The organism is Micromonospora sp. WMMC241, assembly GCF_027460165.1.
Classification (GTDB): Bacteria; Actinomycetota; Actinomycetes; order Mycobacteriales; family Micromonosporaceae; genus Micromonospora; species Micromonospora humi.
On record NZ_JAPZBF010000001.1, the window covers coordinates 5,098,319 to 5,115,696 of the forward strand.

Annotated in this window: 16 protein-coding genes; 6 read left to right on the plus strand and 10 right to left on the minus strand. The window is 74.2% G+C overall.

Annotated features, from left to right (window positions below; translation table 11 throughout):
- Positions 1-4 precede the first annotated feature (4 nt).
- The 6 genes from O7598_RS23000 to O7598_RS23025 form a co-directional block, all read right to left on the minus strand.
- The gene (locus tag O7598_RS23000) at positions 5-301 is read right to left on the minus strand and encodes a hypothetical protein (protein ID WP_269693358.1); all 297 of its coding nucleotides are present in this window, start codon (positions 299-301) and stop codon (positions 5-7) included.
- 89 nt (positions 302-390) lie between these two features.
- Positions 391-1,254, minus strand: a complete 864-nt coding sequence (locus tag O7598_RS23005; RefSeq protein ID WP_269693359.1) for a S1C family serine protease — start codon at positions 1,252-1,254, stop codon at positions 391-393.
- Between the two features lie 46 nt (positions 1,255-1,300).
- Positions 1,301-2,260, minus strand: a complete 960-nt coding sequence (locus O7598_RS23010) for a VWA domain-containing protein (RefSeq protein ID WP_269693360.1) — start codon at positions 2,258-2,260, stop codon at positions 1,301-1,303.
- Positions 2,257-3,246: a DUF58 domain-containing protein gene (locus O7598_RS23015; RefSeq protein WP_269694950.1), complete on the minus strand. Its 990-nt coding sequence runs from the start codon at positions 3,244-3,246 to the stop codon at positions 2,257-2,259. The genes O7598_RS23010 and O7598_RS23015 overlap by 4 nt, the downstream gene beginning before the upstream one ends.
- A 92-nt stretch (positions 3,247-3,338) precedes the next feature.
- A complete protein-coding gene (locus O7598_RS23020) occupies positions 3,339-4,388 on the minus strand; it encodes an AAA family ATPase (RefSeq protein ID WP_269693361.1) in 1,050 nt (349 codons plus the stop codon).
- 192 nt (positions 4,389-4,580) lie between these two features.
- Positions 4,581-5,099: a hypothetical protein gene (locus O7598_RS23025; protein WP_269693362.1), complete on the minus strand. Its 519-nt coding sequence runs from the start codon at positions 5,097-5,099 to the stop codon at positions 4,581-4,583.
- 270 nt (positions 5,100-5,369) lie between these two features.
- Here O7598_RS23025 and O7598_RS23030 point away from each other — a divergent pair, with 270 nt between their 5' ends.
- Positions 5,370-6,362 (plus strand): endonuclease/exonuclease/phosphatase family protein, encoded by a 993-nt coding sequence (locus O7598_RS23030; protein ID WP_442929886.1) that lies wholly within the window; start codon positions 5,370-5,372, stop codon positions 6,360-6,362.
- A gap of 11 nt (positions 6,363-6,373) precedes the next feature.
- Here the strand turns inward: O7598_RS23030 and cimA are convergent, their stop codons facing one another.
- Positions 6,374-7,990, minus strand: coding sequence for a citramalate synthase (cimA, locus tag O7598_RS23035; protein ID WP_269693363.1), 1,617 nt, complete (start codon positions 7,988-7,990; stop codon positions 6,374-6,376).
- Between the two features lie 285 nt (positions 7,991-8,275).
- Here cimA and O7598_RS23040 point away from each other — a divergent pair, with 285 nt between their 5' ends.
- Entirely contained in the window at positions 8,276-8,740 is a 465-nt protein-coding gene (locus tag O7598_RS23040) for a PRC-barrel domain-containing protein (RefSeq protein WP_269693364.1), read from the plus strand.
- Between the two features lie 65 nt (positions 8,741-8,805).
- Positions 8,806-9,537 (plus strand): tyrosine-protein phosphatase, encoded by a 732-nt coding sequence (locus O7598_RS23045; RefSeq protein ID WP_442929887.1) that lies wholly within the window; start codon positions 8,806-8,808, stop codon positions 9,535-9,537.
- A 56-nt stretch (positions 9,538-9,593) separates the two neighbouring features.
- On the opposite strand, the gene O7598_RS23050 is transcribed toward O7598_RS23045, so the two are convergent.
- Together O7598_RS23050 and O7598_RS23055 are read right to left on the minus strand one after the other, a co-directional pair.
- Positions 9,594-10,691, minus strand: coding sequence for a branched-chain amino acid aminotransferase (locus tag O7598_RS23050; RefSeq protein WP_269693366.1), 1,098 nt, complete (start codon positions 10,689-10,691; stop codon positions 9,594-9,596).
- A gap of 175 nt (positions 10,692-10,866) precedes the next feature.
- Positions 10,867-11,898: a 3-isopropylmalate dehydrogenase gene (locus O7598_RS23055; protein ID WP_269693367.1), complete on the minus strand. Its 1,032-nt coding sequence runs from the start codon at positions 11,896-11,898 to the stop codon at positions 10,867-10,869.
- Positions 11,899-12,118: 220 nt separating this feature from the next.
- Here O7598_RS23055 and O7598_RS23060 point away from each other — a divergent pair, with 220 nt between their 5' ends.
- Together O7598_RS23060 and O7598_RS23065 are read left to right on the plus strand one after the other, a co-directional pair.
- On the plus strand, positions 12,119-12,991 hold the full coding sequence (locus O7598_RS23060) for an FAD:protein FMN transferase (RefSeq protein WP_269693368.1): 873 nt from the start codon (positions 12,119-12,121) through the stop codon (positions 12,989-12,991).
- 334 nt (positions 12,992-13,325) lie between these two features.
- Positions 13,326-13,682 carry a hypothetical protein gene (locus O7598_RS23065; protein ID WP_269693369.1) on the plus strand — a complete coding sequence of 119 codons (357 nt, stop codon included), beginning with the start codon at positions 13,326-13,328 and terminating at the stop codon, positions 13,680-13,682.
- 87 nt (positions 13,683-13,769) lie between these two features.
- Here O7598_RS23065 and serA read toward each other — a convergent pair whose 3' ends face one another.
- Positions 13,770-15,368: a phosphoglycerate dehydrogenase gene (gene serA / locus O7598_RS23070; protein ID WP_269693370.1), complete on the minus strand. Its 1,599-nt coding sequence runs from the start codon at positions 15,366-15,368 to the stop codon at positions 13,770-13,772.
- Between the two features lie 267 nt (positions 15,369-15,635).
- On the opposite strand from serA, the gene O7598_RS23075 reads away from it, so the two are divergent.
- Complete coding sequence (locus O7598_RS23075) at positions 15,636-17,321, plus strand: tetratricopeptide repeat protein (protein ID WP_269693371.1); 1,686 nt, start codon at positions 15,636-15,638, stop codon at positions 17,319-17,321.
- Positions 17,322-17,378 lie beyond the last annotated feature (57 nt).

Here is a 17,378-nt window from a genome sequence, read left to right on the forward strand (position 1 = left end):
GAGGCTAGCGCCCCGGGCGGTGGCTCGGGCTCGGGGTCGCCGTCGGGGCGGGACCGGCCCGTTCCTCGTCCGAGCCGGACGCCGCGTACGCGGCGGCGCCGACCAGCAGCAGGGCGATCACGGCGGCCTTGACGGCCACCGCCCGGATCGCCGCCCACGCGTTACGACGCGCGCCCGGCACGCTGGTCCGGACCGTCTGATAGTCCTTCCAGCCGCGCTGAGCACGGGCGTACGCCGCGCCGACTCCGGCGCCGATGACCAGGCCCACCAGGAGGAGGGCCGCGATGACAGCTTGCTCCACCTCCGCCAGTATTCATACTCAGCGTAATATTTCCATGGTCCGATGCTCCCACGCCGGATATCCGACAGTTTCGGGGCCGTCCGCGCAGCTCAGCCGCCCTTGCCGATGATCGTGTCGGCGGTCTGCTGCACCTGGTCGATCGGGATGGCGAAGCCGATGCCGATCGAGCCGTTCCCGTCGATGGTGGCGATGGCGGTGTTCACCCCGACCACCTCGCCGCGCGCGTTCACCAGCGGGCCGCCGGAGTTGCCCGGGTTGATGGAGGCGTCGGTCTGCACCGCGGTGTGCCGGCCGTTGCCGATCCGCACCTGCCGGTTGAGCGCGCTGACGATACCGGCGGTGACCGTGCCGGAGAGCCCGAGCGGCGAACCGACCGCCAGCACCGGCTCCCCCACCCGGGTCGCGTTCGCCTTGGCCAGCGGCAGCGGTGGCAGCCCCGCCGACGCGGGCACCTTGAGCACCGCCAGGTCGCTGTCCGGCGCGCGACCCACCACCTCGGCGGCGAGGCGGCGCCCGTCCGAGGTCTCCACCGTCACCGGCCCGGAGCCGCCGCGGGCCAGGATGTGGTCGTTGGTGACGATGTGCTGCTCGTTGTCGATGGCGAAGCCGGAGCCGGACGCCCCCGCGCCGGACCTCCCCCCGACCATCACCGAGACCACCCCGGGCACCGTCTTGCCGGCGGCGGTGACCAGCTCGGCCGGCACCGGGGCCGCGGAGGCCGCCGACGGGCCCGGCGCGTCCCGGTCGGCCGCCCAGGTGCCGGCCGCCGCGCCGGAGACGGTGGAGAGCGCCACCACCGCCGCCGCGCTCAGCAACCGGCCGCGCCAGCTCCGCCGCCCCGCCGGCCCGCCGGATCCGGGTACGTCGGACCAGCCGCCGCGCCCGTCCGGGTCCAGCTCGGGCGAGACGAACCACGGGCCGCGGGGCTCACCGAGTCCGGTCTGCACTGCCATGCCTGGCTCCTCACGTGTCGTGCGTCGTCCGCCTCGCAAAGCGCGGTCAGGGCAGTCGGGAGAACCACCGCAGCGATCCGGCGGCGGCGCCCATGGCCAGGACCAGCCCGAAACCGATGAAGCGGGCCGAGATGTCCTGCCGTTGCGTGCGGTAGCCGACCGAGGTGCCGATGTCCTCGTACACGTCCTTCAGCTCGCGGCTGGTCGACGCCTCGTGGAAGCCGCCTCCGGTCTCCTCGGCGACCGCCTTGAGCGTCTGCCCGTCCACCGGCACCTGGATCGCCCGGCCGCCCCGGTCCACCGAGCCGCCGGGCGTGCCGAAGGAGATGGTGTGCACCGGGACCTTGGCCGCCACCGCCTGGTCGGCCGCCTCCATCGGGTCCATCCCGGAGGTGTTCGCGCCGTCGGAGAGGATGATGATCCGGGCCGGCGGCGGGTCCTTCGCGGCCGTGGCGTCCAGGCTCTTCACCGCGCCCAGCGAGGTGCTGATCGCCTCGCCGATCGCGGTGCCCTGCACGCCGGTGATGCCCTCGGCGAGCCGCTCGATCCCCTCGTGCAGCGCCTCCCGGTCGGTGCTCGGCGGCACCAGCACCGCCGCGCTGCCGGCGAACGCCACCAGACCCACGTTGAACTCGTCCGGCAGCCCGTCGACGAACTTCCGGCCGGCCTCCTTCGCCGCGGTCAGCCGGTCCGGGTCCACGTCACCGGCGAGCATCGAGGTGGAGACGTCCACCGCGACCATCACGGTGGCCCGCTCCCGGGGCACCCGCACCTCGGCCTCGGGCCGGGCGAACCCGACCACCAGCAACGCCAGCATGCCGAGGAAGAGCCCCGCCGGGACGTGCCGCCGCCAGGCCGGCCGGCGCGGGGCCACCCGGTCCAGCAGGCGCAGGTTGGTGAAGCGGACCGCGTACCGGCTCTGCCGGCGCTGGAGCACCAGATAGCCGGCGACCAGCGCGGCGACCGCGAGCAGCAGCCAGAGCCGGGCGGGCGACTGCCAGCTCATGCGGCACCTCCCCGGGCCGCGGCCGGCGCGGTGGCCAGCCGGCGCTGCTCGTGCACGTGCCGGACGACGTCCGCGCACCAGTCCCGGTCGGTGCGCAGCGCCAGGTGGGTGGCACCGGCCCGGTGCAGGGTGCGGCGCACCTGGTCGCGCTGGGCGGCGGCGGCCCGCGCGTACCGCTCGCGCAGCGCCGGGTCACCGGTCCACACCTCGCGGTGCCGCCCGGTCTCCGGGTCGACCAGGGTGACCAGTCCGACGTCCGGCAGCTCCAGCTCGCGCGGGTCGGTCACCTCCACGGCGAGCACCTGGTGCCGTACCGCCAGCCGGCGCAGCGCGGCCGCCCAGGGCGGCGCCGCGTCCGGGTCGTCGGGCAGCTCGTCGAGGAAGTCGGAGACCACCACCACCAGCCCTCGCCGGGTCGCCACCCGCTGAAGCCCGGCCAGGCCGTCGGCCAGGCCCGAGGCCGGGGGCACGCCGCGTCCGCCGGCCCGGCCCCGCGCGTGGGGCTCCGGCGGGTCGTCGGTACGCGGGGCGCCGAGCAACGCGCGGAGCAGCCCGAGCAGATGGGTGCGCCCGCTGCGGGCCGGGAACCGGCGCAGCCCGTCCCGGGTGAGCACCTGGGCGCCGAGCCGGTTGCCCACCCCGGCGGTGAGGAAGCCGACGCAGGCCACCGCCGCCACCGCCAACTCGCGCTTGTCCAGGGTGGACGTGCCGTACTCCATGCTGGCGCTGGCGTCGACGAGCATCCAGGTGGTCAGTTCCCGGTCGGCGTCGACCTCCCGCACGTGCGGCACGGTCGTCCGCGCGGTCACCGCCCAGTCCATCCGGCGCACCTCGTCCTCGCCGGGGCGATACTCCCGGCTGCCGGCCGCCTCGCTGCCGGGCCCGGGCAGCAGGCCCCGGTAACGGCCGTGCAGCAGCCCGTCGAGCCGCCGGGTCACGGTCAGCTCCAACCGACGCAGCCGCTGGTCGGGGGCGAGGTCGGCGATCTGCGGATCGGCGGCGCCGAGACCGGCGCGGGCGGCGCCGGGCGCGGCCGGACCGACACCGGGCCGGGCGGGCGCGGGGGTGGCCCGGCGGGTCACGCCGCCGCCAGGTCCGGCGCCGCCGGCGCGGGCCCGGTCACCAGCCGGGGCGGCGGCACCGCCTCGACCAGGCGACGCACCACGTCCTCGCCGGAGACCCCGTCGGCCACCGCGTCGAAGGAGAGCACCAGCCGGTGCGCCAGCACGTCCACCGCCAACTCGCGCACGTCCTCGGGGAGCACGTAGTCCCGGCCGTAGATCAACGCGTGGGCGCGGGCGGCGGCCACCAGCCCCAACGTGGCGCGAGGGCTCGCCCCGTACGCCAGCATCGGCGCGATCTCGGGCAGGCCGAAGCGGCCCGGGTCGCGGGTGGCCAGGATGAGCCGGACCACGTACTCGGCCAGCGCGTGGTGGACGAAGACGTCGGCCGCGCGGCGTTGCAGCTCCCGCAGCCGGACCGGGTCGAGCACCGGGCGAGCGGTGGGCCGTTCCGTGCTCATCCGGTAGAGGATGGCCAGCTCGTCGGCGTCGCTCGGGTAGTCGACCACGACCTTCATGAGGAACCGGTCCCGCTGCGCCTCCGGGAGTTGGTAGACCCCCTCCGACTCGATCGGGTTCTGGGTGGCCAGCACCAGGAACGGGTCGGGCACCGGCCAGCTCCGCCCGGCGATGGAGACCTGCCGCTCGGCCATCGCTTCGAGCAGCGCCGACTGCACCTTGGCCGGGGCCCGGTTGATCTCGTCGGCGAGCACCAGGTTCGCCATGATCGGCCCCAGCTCCACGTCGAACGTCTCGGTGGACGCCCGGTAGATCCGGGTGCCGACGATGTCCGACGGGACCAGGTCGGGGGTGAACTGGATCCGGGAGAATGTCCCGCCGACCACTGTGGCGAGCGTCTGCGCGGCGAGCGTCTTGGCCACCCCCGGCACGCCCTCCAGCAGGCAGTGGCCGTCGGCGACGAGCGCGGTGAGCAGGCGGTCGACGAGCCGGTCCTGCCCGACGATCACGCGTTTGACCTCGAAGAGGGTCTGGTCCAGCTCGACGCCGCTCGCGTCCGCATCGACCGGGGTGGGCACGCTGGCCAGGGTGTCCGAGATGTCCGTCACGGTGCTTGCTTCCCGGGGCGGAGCCGCGACAAACGTCGGATTATCAGCCCCAGCACGGCCCGGGGCGGGCCGGACCGGGAGGACCTCCCCGATGCGGCGACAACCGCGCGAACCGGCGCGGCGCGCACCGGACCGGGACGGAACACGACACCGGCCCCCGCGTCGGCGGGGGCCGGTGCGTGGTGGCGCGGATCAGCTGGTGACCACGAGATGGAACGGCCTGGGCGAGGGCGATCCGCCGGACGTACGGGTCTGCACGAAGACCGCGTTCGGGGTCTCCAGTCGCGGTGCGACGGACACCTCACCACCGGGCGGGACGTTGACCGAGTCGTTGGTGCCCACGGTCGCCACGTACGCCTTCTGACTCACGTCGTAGTCGAGCAGCACCTGGTACTGCCCCGGCCACACGTGGTAGCCGGGCGCGAACCGGAAGGCGGACACCACGTTGCCGGAGTGCTGCAGCAGCGTTCCGGTGGACGACACCACCGCCCAGGCCACCTGGCCCGCGGCCGGGGGTGCCAGGGTGGCGCGCATGGCGGACCGGGCGGCCCGCTGCTCGGTCGCGCCGACCGCCGGCTGACCGCCCGCCCGGGCCTGGGGACCCGGCTTCGCCTCGGGCTGGGCGGCGACCGCGATCCCGCCACCGGCCACGGTGAGGGACAGCGCGGCGAGCGCCACCACCGTCGCCTTTCGCTTGAAGAATGTAGCCATGACAGATCTCCCTCTTTTGACCATGGTGATACGGCGGGCGCGCAACAATTGCGGATCATCGGGGATCCGCGCGAGAGTGCACCGCTGCTGAGCTGGCCTTACTACGGAGAGTTGAGTGCCTCAACAGGTGGAACCTAACACCGGGAAATGAGGTGGTCAATAGCGCTTAACGCGTGTCAGTGACCGTTTCCAAACACGTCCAAAATTGTGAGAAGGAAGCGCTCGACCATTCACGAAAACGTTTCGCGGGGTACCGGTAGGGTGACCGGCGTGATCACGGTGGACGCTCCCCGGCGCGGCGGCGCCCGGGGTGCCCGGTGGGCGACCGCGGCGTGCTGGCTGTCGGTCGCGCCGGTGGCCGCCTGGGCGGTGCTGCGCCTGGCCGGGCTGGAACGAGGCCCGCTGGTGCTGACGACGGCCTTCACGCCGTACGTCGCCGCGGTGGCGCCGGCCGTCGCGGTGCTGGCGCTCGCGCTGCGGCGCCGCGCCTGTGCGGTGGTCGCGGCGCTGGCCGCGCTGGCGCTGGTCGGCGCGGTGGCGCCCCGCGCGTTCGCCGACGACCAGCCGGCCGCGGACGGCCCGGTGCTGCGACTGTTCACGGCCAACCTACGGCTGGGCTCGGCCGACGCGGCGGCGCTGGTGGCGCTGGTCCGGGCGCACCGGGTGGACGTGCTCACCGTCCAGGAACTCACCCCGCAGCTCGCCGCCGACCTGGACCGACTGGGCCTGGCCACCCTGCTGCCGTACCGGTCGCTGACCCCGGAGGCAGGCGCCTTCGGCTCCGGCCTGTACGCCCGCCATCCGCTGCGCGACCCCGGCCACCGGCGCCATCGGAGATACTTCCTCACCCAGGCGTACGCGACCGTGACGGTGCCGGGAGCGCCGCCGCTGCGGGTGGAGTCGGCGCACCCGGGCGCGCCGTACGAATTCGACGCGGTGCCGGAGTGGTGGACCGACCAGCGGGCCCAGCCGCCGGCCACCCCGAACGCCGGACTGAGCGTGCTGGCCGGCGACTTCAACGCCACCCTGGACCACGCCGCGCTGCGCGAGCTGATCGGCACCGGCTACACCGACGCCGCCGACGCGGCCGGCGCCGGGCTGGCCGGCACCTGGGGCCCGTACGACGGCGACCCGATCCCGCCGGTCACCATCGACCACGTGCTGGTGGACCGGCGCATCGCGGTGCGCGCCGCCGGCACCTGGCCGGTGCCCGGCAGCGACCACCGGGCACTGCTGACCGAGCTACGACTGCCGGCGGCGTGAGCCCCGGGGTGTCAGGCGGGGCCCCTTCCTCTACCGGAGGCGTTGAGCGCGGCCCCCGCCTTGTCGAGGCCGTAGGTGAGCGCGTCGACAAGTGCGTGCCAGCTCGCCTCCACCACGTTGGGGTGCACGCCGACGGTGGTCCAGTCCCGGCCGGCGCCGGCGGTCTCCACCAGCACCCGGGTCACCGCGCCGGTGCCGTGGCTGCCCTCCAGGATGCGGACCTTGTAGTCGGCCAGCTCGAACTCGCGCAGCTCCGGGTAGTGGCGGGCCAGCCCGACCCGCAGCGCCTCGTCGAGCGCGTTGACCGGGCCGTTTCCCTCGGCGGTGGCGATCACCCGCTCCCCGCGTACCCGGATCTTGACGGTCGCCTCGGAGACCACCGCGCCGTCCTCGCGGTGCTCGACGAGCACCCGGTACGACTCGAGCGCGAACGGCCGGGCCGGGGCCGCGTCCGGCAGCTCCGAGCGGACCAACAGCTCGAACGACGCGTCGGCGGCCTCGAACGACCAGCCACCGGCCTCCAGCTCCTTGACCCGGCCGGTGACCCGGGACAGCGCGTCCGGATGGCCGGCCAGGTCCAGACCCAGCTCGCGGCTCTTGAGCTCGATGCTGGCCCGGCCGGCCATCTCGGTCACCAGGATCCGCATGTCGTTGCCCACCACGGCGGGGTCCACGTGGTTGTAGAGCAACGGGTCGACCTTGATCGCGCTCGCGTGCAGCCCCGCCTTGTGGGCGAAGGAGGCGGCCCCGACGTAGGCCTGGTGGGTGTCGGGGGCGATGTTGGCGATCTCGGCGATGGCGTGCGAGACCCGCACCATCTGTTCCAGGCAGCCCTCCGGTAGGACGGGCATGCCGAGCTTGAGCTGGAGGTTGGCGACGATCGCGAACAGATCCGCGTTGCCGGGGCGCTCGCCGTACCCGTTGGCGGTGCCCTGCACGTGCCGGACGCCGGCCTCGACCGCGGCGATGGTGTTCGCCACCGCGCAGGCGGTGTCGTTCTGGGCGTGCATGCCGAGCCGCTCCGGCGCGGTCCCGGTGCGCGCGACCAGGTCCTCGATCGCGGCGGTGACCTGGGACGGCAGCATGCCGCCGTTGGTGTCGCAGAGCACGAACCGCTCGGCGCCGGCGGCCAGCGCGGCCTGCACCACGGCTGCGGTGTAGCCGGGGTCGTGGCGGAAGCCGTCGAAGGTGTGCTCCCCGTCGACGAAGACGCGCCTCCCCTGCGCCACCAGGTACGCCACGGTGTCGCGGACCATCGCCAGGTTCTCCTCGGCGGTGGTGCGCAGCGCCCGCTCCACGTGCCGCAGGTCCGCCTTCGCCACCAACGCCACGGCCGAGGTCCCCGCGTCGAGAAGCGCGCGCACCTGGGGGTCGTCCTCGACCGCCCGACCCGCCTTGCGGGTGGCGCCGAACGCGACCAGGACCGCGTGCCGCAGCGCCAACTCGGTGCGGGCGCGGCGGAAGAACTCGGTGTCCTTGGGCACCGCGCCCGGCCAGCCACCCTCGATGAAGCCGACCCCGAGGTCGTCGAGCAGGCGGGCCACCGCCAGCTTGTCGACCACCGAGTAGCTGAGCCCTTCGCGCTGGGCGCCGTCGCGCAGCGTCGTGTCGTACACCTGGAAGGTCATCGGAGTCCTCTTCTCGTGCCTGGGGAGAGCAACAAAAAGACCCCCCGCGGATGCGGGAGGTCTGCGCGCTCGGCGAGGGGGAAGGCCGGCGCGCTAGCTGCTAATGATCAGGACGGAGCTGGTCACGACCGGTACTCTGCCACTTCCGCCGCTGGGTGGGAGGCTCAATCCACATTCCGGGACGCTGGTGCGAGATTGAAAAGTCGGCCAACGGGTATGAACCGGCGCAGCAACGACACATTCACTCCCCACGACGGCGCACCCGCCGGGACAGGAGTCACCCCTATGGACAGGCTGGACCCGCACACCACGCACGGCACCACCGACCCGGTCGCCGACGGCGGCCAGGGCGCCTACGCGGGCGGCGCGCCCGCCGGCGCGTTCGACCCGTGGCGTTACCGGGACGAGGCCGGCGTGGCCAGCGCGGACCTCACCGGCTACAAGGTCGAGGCCAGCGACGGCAGCATCGGCAAGATCGACAAGGCGAGCCACGAGGTCGACGACAGCTACCTGGTCGTCGACACCGGCCCGTGGATCTTCGGCAAGAAGGTCATGCTGCCGGCCGGCACCGTCAACCACGTCGACCACGACGCCCAGAAGGTCTTCGTCGACCGGGACAAGGACCAGATCAAGGCGGCCCCGGAGTACGACGAGGCCAACCACACCGACCCGGCCTACCGGGACAAGCTCGGCGGCTACTACGGCGAGAACCACTCCGCGCTGCCGCCGGACGGCCCGACCCGGATCTGACACCAGCACCGGCCACGGCCGGCGGGGGCACACCGATGCCGCCGCCGGCCGTTACCGTGTCAGCTGTGGACGCCCCGGAGACACCCTTCCCCGCGTTGTTCAACTTCCGCGACGTCGGCGGCTACCGCGCCCGCGACGGGCGCGCCGTCCGACGCCGCCGGCTCTACCGCTCCGACTCGCTGCACCGCATCGACGAGACCGACCGGGCGGCGTTCACCGCGCTCGGCATCCGCACGGTGATCGACCTGCGCCGTCCCACCGAGGTGGAACGCGACGGCCGGGTGCCCGCCTATGACGGGCTGGCCTACCGGCACATCCACCCCGAGCACGAGGACTGGGCCGCCCGGCAATACTCGTCGTCCGGCGTCAGCCTGGCCCGCTACCTCGCCGACCGCTACGCCGACCTGGCCCGCACCGGCACGGCCGGGCTGGCCGAGGCGGTCGGCCTGATCGCCGACAGCGCCAACGCACCGGTGGTGGTGCACTGCGTCGCCGGCAAGGACCGCACCGGCATCGTCTGCGCGCTCACGCTGGCCGTGCTCGGCGTGCCGGACGACGACATCGTCGCCGACTACGCGTTGAGCACCGCCGCGTCCGAGCGGTTCAGCGCCTGGGTGCGGGCCACCCTGCCGGACGCCGAGGAGCCGCCGGCGCCGTTCCTGGCCTCCCCCGCCGAGGCGATGGAGCTGTTCCTCGCGGAGTTGCGCGCCGGCCACGGCTCGGTCGAGGGCTACCTGACCCACGCCGGCGTCACCGCCGAGCAGCTCGACGCGCTCCGCGCCCACCTGCTCGAATGAGCGGCGCGGCCGGCCCCCTCCTCGACGGACGGGGCCGGCCGCGCCGGTCGAGCCGTTCAGAGAACGTTTGTCACCCAGCCGTGGCGGTCCTCGGCGCGACCGCGCTGGATGTCGACCAGCTTCTGGCGCAGTGCCATCGTGGTCTCGCCCGGCGCGCCGCCGCCGATCAGGAACTCGCCGTCCGGGAACTTCACGCCGCCGATCGGGGTGACCACGGCGGCGGTGCCGCAGGCGAACACCTCACGCAGCCGCCCGCTGGCCGCGTCCGCCTGCCAGTCGGCGAAGCTGACCGGCTGCTCCCGCACCTCGTGCCCGGCCTCGGCGGCCAGGGTCAGCACCGCGTCGCGGGTGATGCCCGGCAGGATCGTGCCGCCCAGCGGCGGCGTGACCAGCGTGCCGTCGTCGTAGACGAAGAAGACGTTCATGCCGCCCAGCTCGTCGACGTAGCGCCGCTCCACCGCGTCCAGGAAGACCACCTGGTCGCAGCCGGCCTCGATCGCCTCGGCCTGGGCGGCCAGCGAGGCGGCGTAGTTGCCGCCGCACTTGGCCGCGCCGGTGCCGCCGGGCGCCGCCCGCGTGTAGTCCGGGGAGACCCAGACCGTCACCGGCTTCACCCCGCCGGCGAAGTAGGCGCCGGCCGGCGACGCGATGACGCAGTAGAGGTATTCGTTGGCCGGGCGCACCCCGAGGAAGACCTCGCTGGCGAACATGAACGGACGCAGGTAGAGGCTGGCGTCCTCGTGCTCCGGGATCCACTCCCGGTCGATCTCGACCAGCTTGCGCAGCGAGTCCACGAACGTCTCCGGCGGCAGCTCCGGCATGGCCAGCCGCCGGGCGGACGCCACGAACCGGGCCGCGTTGGCCTCCGGCCGGAACATGGTGACCGACCCGTCGCCGGTGCGGTACGCCTTCAAGCCCTCGAAGATCTCCTGCGCGTAGTGCAGCACCGCCGCCGCCGGGTCCATCGGGATCGGCGCGCGCGCCTCGACCCGGGCGTCGTACCAGCCCTTGCCCTCGGCGTAGCGGACGGTGACCATGTGGTCGGTGAACACCCGACCGAAGCCCGGGTTCGCCAGCAGGGCGGCCCGGTCGGCGGCGGATACCGGCGCGGGATTCGGACGGATCTCGAAATCGAGCTTGTCACCACCGCTCATCGCGCTGACCTCCCTGCGGTCCCACGGCATGCGGGATCGCACGCCGACGTCACTGGTGCCAGAAACTTACCCCGAACGGTCGTTCAGCGGATAGCTCCGCCCCCGCGCCGGCGGTGGAGACGGGCCCGGGAACGGGTCTGGCGGCCCGTGACCGGGCCAGGGAAGCCGGCCCGGGTCAGGCTACGGCGTGGGCGGCGAGGCGGTCGCCGACCTCCTCGGTGCGCAACGGCGCCCCGGGCGTACGCCCGGCCAGCTCGGCGGCCACGGCGGCGGTGACCCGCGCGGCGGCCTCGGCGTGGCCGAGCTGGTCGAGCAGCAGCGCGGCGGAGAGCACGGCGGCCACCGGGTCGGCGACGCCCTTGCCGGCGATGTCCGGCGCGGAGCCGTGCACCGGCTCGAACATCGACGGGTAGCGCCCCTCCGGGTTGATGCAACCGCTGGCGGCCAGCCCGATGCCACCGGTCACCGCCGCGGCGATGTCGGTGAGGATGTCGCCGAAGAGGTTGTCGGTGACCACGACGTCGTAGCGGGACGGGTTGGTCACCAGGAACATCGCCGCGGCGTCGACGTGCTGGTATTCCGTGGTCACGTCCGGGTGCTCGGCGGCCACCTCGGCGAAGGCCCGGGACCAGAGCGAGCCGGCGTGGGTGAGCACGTTGGTCTTGTGCACCAGCGTCACCTTGCGCCGCTCCCGGCGGCCGGCCCGGGCGAACGCGTCGCGGATCACCCGCTCCACGCCGTGCCGGGTGTTCAGGCTCTCCTCCGTGGCCACCTCGGCCGGGGTGCCCCGGTGCAGGCTGCCGCCGGCGCCCGCGTACAGCCCCTCGGTGCCCTCGCGGACCACCACGAGGTCCACCTCGCCGGGCTTCACCGCGGCCAGCGGGCCGGTCACGCCGGGCCAGAGCCGGGACGGGCGGAGGTTGACGTACTGGTCGAAGGCGAACCGGAGCTTGAGCAGCAGGCCGCGCTCCAGCACGCCCGGCGGCACGGTCGGGTCGCCGACCGCCCCGAGCAGGATGGCGTCGTGGCCGGCCAACTCGTCGAGGACGGAGTCGGGCAGCACCTCGCCGGTGCGGTGCCAGCGCGCCGCGCCCAGGTCGTACCCGGTGGCCTCGATCCCGGGCAGCACCGCGTCGAGGACCTTGCGGGCCTGCCCCACCACCTCGGGACCGATGCCGTCGCCGGCCACCACCGCGATGCGTGCCACCTGGCGCTCCTCACCTCGTCGTTCTGCGCAACGGTACGTCGCCGTCCCGCCTCCCGGTACGAGTCTTCCAGAATGCGGGAAGCGCGACGCACAGGAGGCTCCCAGCCGGCATTCATGGCGCGGTCATCTCCACTGCCTATGGTCGAGACGACCGGGTCGACGGGGGCCCGGGGACCGGCATCGCCGCGACGCGGCGGCGGCCAGCGAGGGGGCGGGTGTCATGCGGATCGACCAGCGGCGGACGCACTGGGCGGACGAGCAACCCCGGACCCGCTGGGTCGACCAGTCCGCGTTCCGCCAGACCCGCCCCGACCTGCGCCTCGGTGCCCGCAGCCACCGGGTGGAGCGGGACTCCACCGCCGTCTACGACCGGATCAGCGTCCGGCACACCGTGAGCACCTCCACCGCCGAGTACACGTTGCTGCTCAACGCGCCCGACTGGTTCGGCCACCGGGGCGTCGGCGAGGCGCTCCGGGACGCCGTGGCCGAACTTCGCGCCGTCGACCTCACCTACGGCCCCAACCAGCCGGACAGCCTGGTGTCGCGACTGCGCCGCGACGAGATCAGCCCCGACTCGTACCCACCGCTGGCCGACCTGGTCGACCGCTGCGCCGCGATGCGGGCGGCGACCGACGGGTGGTTCGACGCGTGGGCGGTGCCGGGCGGCTTCGACCCGGGCGGCCTGCTCGGCGGCTGGGCGGTGGAGCGGGCCGCGGCGCGGTTGCGCGCCGCCGGCATCCACGACTACGCCGTGCTCAGCGGCGCCGACCTGACGGTACGCGGACACGCCGCGCACGGCGGCCCGTGGCGGGTCGCGGTGCACCACCCCACCGAGGCGCGCCGGAGCCCGCTGGTGCTGGAGATGACAGCCGGCGCGGTGGGCACCTCCGGGGTCACCGGGCGGCGCGGGCACGTCGTCGACCCGCACACCGGCGAGCCGACCGACCGGCTGGTGGCCGCCACCGTGGTCGGCCCGGACCTGGCCGTCGCCGACGCCTACGCCACCGCGCTCTACGCCGCCGGCCCGGCCGGCCTGGCCTGGTTCCGCGACGGTTCGGACTACCGCGCGCTCTTCGCGCACCACCGCCGCTGACGCGCGGCGACGCCCCGCTCTCGCATCCGGGGCGTGGGCCGCGATCGGCCCCCGCGGTCTCGGCAACGACCGTGGGGGCCGGTCAGCGACGAGTGCGCGTGGCTCGCGCAATCGAGGGGTGCGGGCCGACAGGTCGGACGCCCGACCACGCCACCCGAAGACGGGCCGGGAAATCGACTCAGCCGTGCACCGCACCGGTACGCTAGCGAATCGACGCAACTCGACGCAAGAGTCTCCACAGCGGACCCATCGCCACCGTGTCAACAATCAGCAGGTGAATCCCCGAGGTGGGGCAGAAGTGACGTGGGCCGGTCGGGATGGCACGCTGTCCGCCGTGAGTTTCGATCTGAGCGTGTGGGCCCTGTCGAACGGGGCGACACCGGAGCAGGTGCGGGCGGCGGTGCGGCAGTGCCGCGAGGGGTGGCACGGCGAGCAGCACCCCGACCCCCGGGTGGTCGGCTTCTACCGGGCGATCACGGCGAGCTATCCCGACCGTCCGGCCCGGCCGGGCACCCCGTGGGAGGTGGCGCCGCTGCACGCGGCCGCCGACCACGTCGAGATGAACCTGCATCCCACGTGCCCGGACCAGGTCCTGCTGGACATCGAGCGGCTGGCCGGCGAGCACGACCTGATGCTCTTCGACGCGCAGGACGGCTCGGTCTACCCGCCGCCGGCCCGCGTCCGCTCCTGACCGGCGCGGTCACCTCGGTCCCCCATCCGGCAGCACACGACGAAGGGCCCGGCCGTGACCGGCCGGGCCCCGATCGTCCTGTTCGGACTACTCGTCGCGCAGGTCGGCCGCGCTGGCCGCGACCGCGCCGATCGAATCGGCCGCGGAGGTGAGCAGGTCGGCGCCGAGCGCCTGGTCGACGGTGAGCGTCATCAGCGTCTCGCCGCCGGCCTCCCGCCGGGCCACCTGCATGGCGGCGATGTTGACGCCGGCCTCGCCGAGCAGCGTGCCGACCGTACCGACCACGCCGGGCCGGTCGACGTAGCGCAGGAAGACCAGGATGCCCTCCGCGCCGATCTCCACGTCGAAGCCGTCCACCTCGGTCAGCTTGAGCACGTCGCGGGCGCCGGTGTGGGCCACCGTGCCGGAGACCCGGACGGTCCGCCCGTCCGGCAGCGCGCCACGCACCGTCACCAGGTTCGGGTGGTCGACGGTCTCGGCCGGCGTCGCCAGGGTGACCTCGACGCCCCGCTCGGCGGCCAGGTGCGGCGCGTTGACGTAGGTGACCTGCTCCTCCACCACGGAGCTGAACAGGCCCTTGGTGGCGGCGAGCTTCAGCACCGACACGTCGTGGCCGGCGATCTCGCCGCGCACCTCGACGGTGACGCTGGCGGCCACCCCACCGGCCAGGGCGGTGAAGGCCCGGCCCAGCTTCTCCGCCAGCGGCAGCAGCGGACGGACGTCCTCGGCGACCACACCGCCGGCCTGCACGTTCACCGCGTCCGGCACGAACTCGCCCTGGAGTGCGAGCTTGACGCTCTTCGCCACCGCGAGGCCGGCCTTGTCCTGCGCCTCGTTCGTGGAGGCGCCCAGGTGCGGGGTGGCCACCACGTTGTCGAACGCGAACAGCGGCGACGAGGTGCACGGCTCCTTCGCGTAGACGTCGATGCCGGCGCCGGCGACCCGGCCCTCGGCGATCGCGTCCGCGAGCGCCTGCTCGTCGACCAGGCCGCCCCGGGCGGCGTTGACGATCCGGACGCCCGGCTTGACGACCGCCAGCTCCTTCTCGCCGATCAGGCCGACGGTCTCCGGCGTCTTCGGCAGGTGGATCGAGATGAAGTCGCTCTCCCGCAGCAACTCCTCCAACCCGACCAGACGCACGCCGAGCTGCGCGGCGCGGGCCGGCTGGATGTACGGGTCGTACGCGATCAGCCGGGTGCCGAACGCGGCGATGCGAGACGCGAACAGCACGCCGATGCGGCCGAGGCCGACCACGCCGACGGTCTTGCCCTGCAGCTCCACGCCGGTGTACTTGGACCGCTTCCACTCGCCGGCCTTCAGCGCGGCGCTGGCGCTGGCGGTGTTGCGGGCCACCGCGAGCAGCAGCGCGACGGCCTGCTCCGCGGCGGACACGATGTTGGAGGTGGGAGCGTTGACCACCATGACGCCCCGGGCGGTGGCGGCGGGCACCTCGACGTTGTCCAGGCCGACGCCGGCACGGGCGACCACCTTCAGGCGGGGCGCCGCCGCGATCGCCTCGGCGTCGATCTGGGTGGCGCTGCGTACGATCACCGCGTCGGCCTCGGAGAGGGCGGAGAGCAGGGCCGGGCGGTCGGTGCCGTCCACGTGGCGCACGTCGAAGTCGTGGGCGAGCACCTCGATGGCGGCGGGGGCGAGTTCTTCGGCGATCAGTACGACAGGATTCATCGGTCCTCGTAGACGCTCGGTGTCGGTTCGGCCTGGGGCGTCGGGACGCCGCGCTGCGCCCTGCGCCGATCCGTGCCATGGCCGTCGGGTGCGCCGGGGCACCACACCAAGGATGGTAGGGGGCGGTCCGCTCTCCGGGTCCCGGACTCCTGGGTGAGCGCCCTCACACAGGCCCGTCGCACGCCCGTCATCCGCCGTTCACGTGCGCGCCGACTGGCGATGCCCCCGTACAACGGAACCAACACCCGCACGGGGAGGGAACCGCTGATGTCGCTCGTGGTCCGGATCGCGTTGCTGCGACCGCTCGCCCGACTGGGTCCGCACCTGTGGGGACCGAGGCTGGCCGAGGTCTTGGTCACCCGGTCCCACAGGGTGAACACGCTGCCGGGTTCGCCGGTCCGACGCACGGCGGCGGCCGAGGAGGCGTTGACCCTCTGCCGGCGGCTGGCCGCCGAGCGGCCGGGCCGGCACCGGGTCGCCCTGGCCCGGGCCCTGACGGCACGGGCCGACGCTCCGGACACCACCCCCGCCGCGATCGACCAGCTCCGGGAGGCCGTCGGGTACGTCGAGGACACCGACGACCGGTCGGCGCTGGCGGTGCTCGCCACCGCCCGCGGGCTCCTCGCGGCGAACCTCCACCGTCGCGGGGAGGTGCAGGAGGCGCGCGCGCTGGCGCTGCGGGCGCAGGCGACCTGGGAACGCTGCGGACGGCTGAGCCCGCCGGAGCGGATGCGGCTGGCCCAGGCACTGCTGGTCGTCGGGAACTGCCAGGAGCTGCTGGACCGGCCGGAGGAGGCGAACGTCGCCCGACGACAGGCGTGGAAACTCCACCGCGACCTTTCCCTCTACGGTCGGTCCAAGTGGCTGCCCGTCGGAACGATGGCCGCAATGGATCTCGCCCACGGCCTGACGGTCACCGGCCCGGCGCAGGAAGCCCTCGACGTGATCGAAGAGGCCCGCATCGACGCGGAGCTCTGGAGCCGGTTCCGGCCCCGGGACGGGCGACCGATGCTGGCCCGGGTCATGCTGATCGAGGCGGAGTGCCGGGCGCAGCTGGGCGACCCGGAGACCGCTGTGCGGCTGGCGGAGCAGGCCGTCGGCCAGCAACGGGCGACGGTAGAGGCGGGTACCCCGGACGCGCGCGCCGCGCTGGCTCACGGGCTGCTCGTGCTGGGCCGCCTGACGGCCGGGGCCGGCCGGCGGGACGAGGCGACCGCGCATCTCACCGAGGCGGCGGAGCTCGCCCGGGACGACCACGACGGCATGCTGGCCGGCGCCCTGTCCGAACTGATCGACCTGCGGATCGCGGCGGGAGACCGGACGGCGGCCGACGGATTGCTGGCGGAGACCGTCCCGCTCTTCCGCGAGCACACCGCGCGGCTTCCGGAGGTCTGGCGCCCCCGGCTGGCCCACGCCCTGCTGCTGCGCTGCGAGCTGGCCGTGTTGGAGCTGCCGGCCGGGACAGCTACCGGCGGGGACGGGCTGGCGGCCGGGCGGGAGGCGGTCGAGCTGGCCCGGTCGCTGGCCGGCGGCGACCCGGCGCACCGGGATCTGCTCGGGCGGTGCCTCTTCACGCTCGCCCGGGCCGTGCACCTGACCGGTGACCCGCGCGGTTCGGCCGAGCTGCTGCGCGAGTGCGTGGCCGTACGCTGGGAGCTGTTCGCCACCGACCCGGTGACGCACCGGCTGGGTTTGGCGGAGGCGCTGTGCAACCTGGGCAACCGGACGCACGCCCTCGACCGGCTGGACGATGCGGTGGGGATCTACCGGGAGTGCCTCGACCTGCTGCGGGCCGACCCGGACCGGATCGACCGGGCCGAGCTTCTCACGCCGCTGCGCAACCTCGGCCGCACCCTGCGGAGCCTCGACCGGACGGCCGAGGCGGAGCGGATCCGGGACGAGATCAGGGCCGTCGAGGAGTCGGTCGACGCCGCCCGCCCGGATCCGGCGTGACGGACCGCGGCCCGCGACCGACGCCGGGGAGAGCGTCAGGCCGCGGGCCACCCGGTG

Bases quoted from the DNA above. Each gene is read 5' to 3' on its own strand.
- O7598_RS23050 (WP_269693366.1), bottom strand. From the start codon at position 10,691: ATGAGCGGTGGTGACAAGCTCGATTTCGAGATCCGTCCGAATCCCGCG.
- serA (WP_269693370.1), bottom strand. From the start codon at position 15,368: ATGAATCCTGTCGTACTGATCGCCGAAGAACTCGCCCCCGCCGCCATC.
- O7598_RS23075 (WP_269693371.1), top strand. From the start codon at position 15,636: ATGTCGCTCGTGGTCCGGATCGCGTTGCTGCGACCGCTCGCCCGACTG.
- O7598_RS23010 (WP_269693360.1), bottom strand. From the start codon at position 2,260: ATGAGCTGGCAGTCGCCCGCCCGGCTCTGGCTGCTGCTCGCGGTCGCC.
- cimA (WP_269693363.1), bottom strand. From the start codon at position 7,990: ATGACCTTCCAGGTGTACGACACGACGCTGCGCGACGGCGCCCAGCGC.
- O7598_RS23025 (WP_269693362.1), bottom strand. From the start codon at position 5,099: ATGGCTACATTCTTCAAGCGAAAGGCGACGGTGGTGGCGCTCGCCGCG.
- O7598_RS23040 (WP_269693364.1), top strand. From the start codon at position 8,276: ATGGACAGGCTGGACCCGCACACCACGCACGGCACCACCGACCCGGTC.
- O7598_RS23060 (WP_269693368.1), top strand. From the start codon at position 12,119: ATGCGGATCGACCAGCGGCGGACGCACTGGGCGGACGAGCAACCCCGG.
- O7598_RS23005 (WP_269693359.1), bottom strand. From the start codon at position 1,254: ATGGCAGTGCAGACCGGACTCGGTGAGCCCCGCGGCCCGTGGTTCGTC.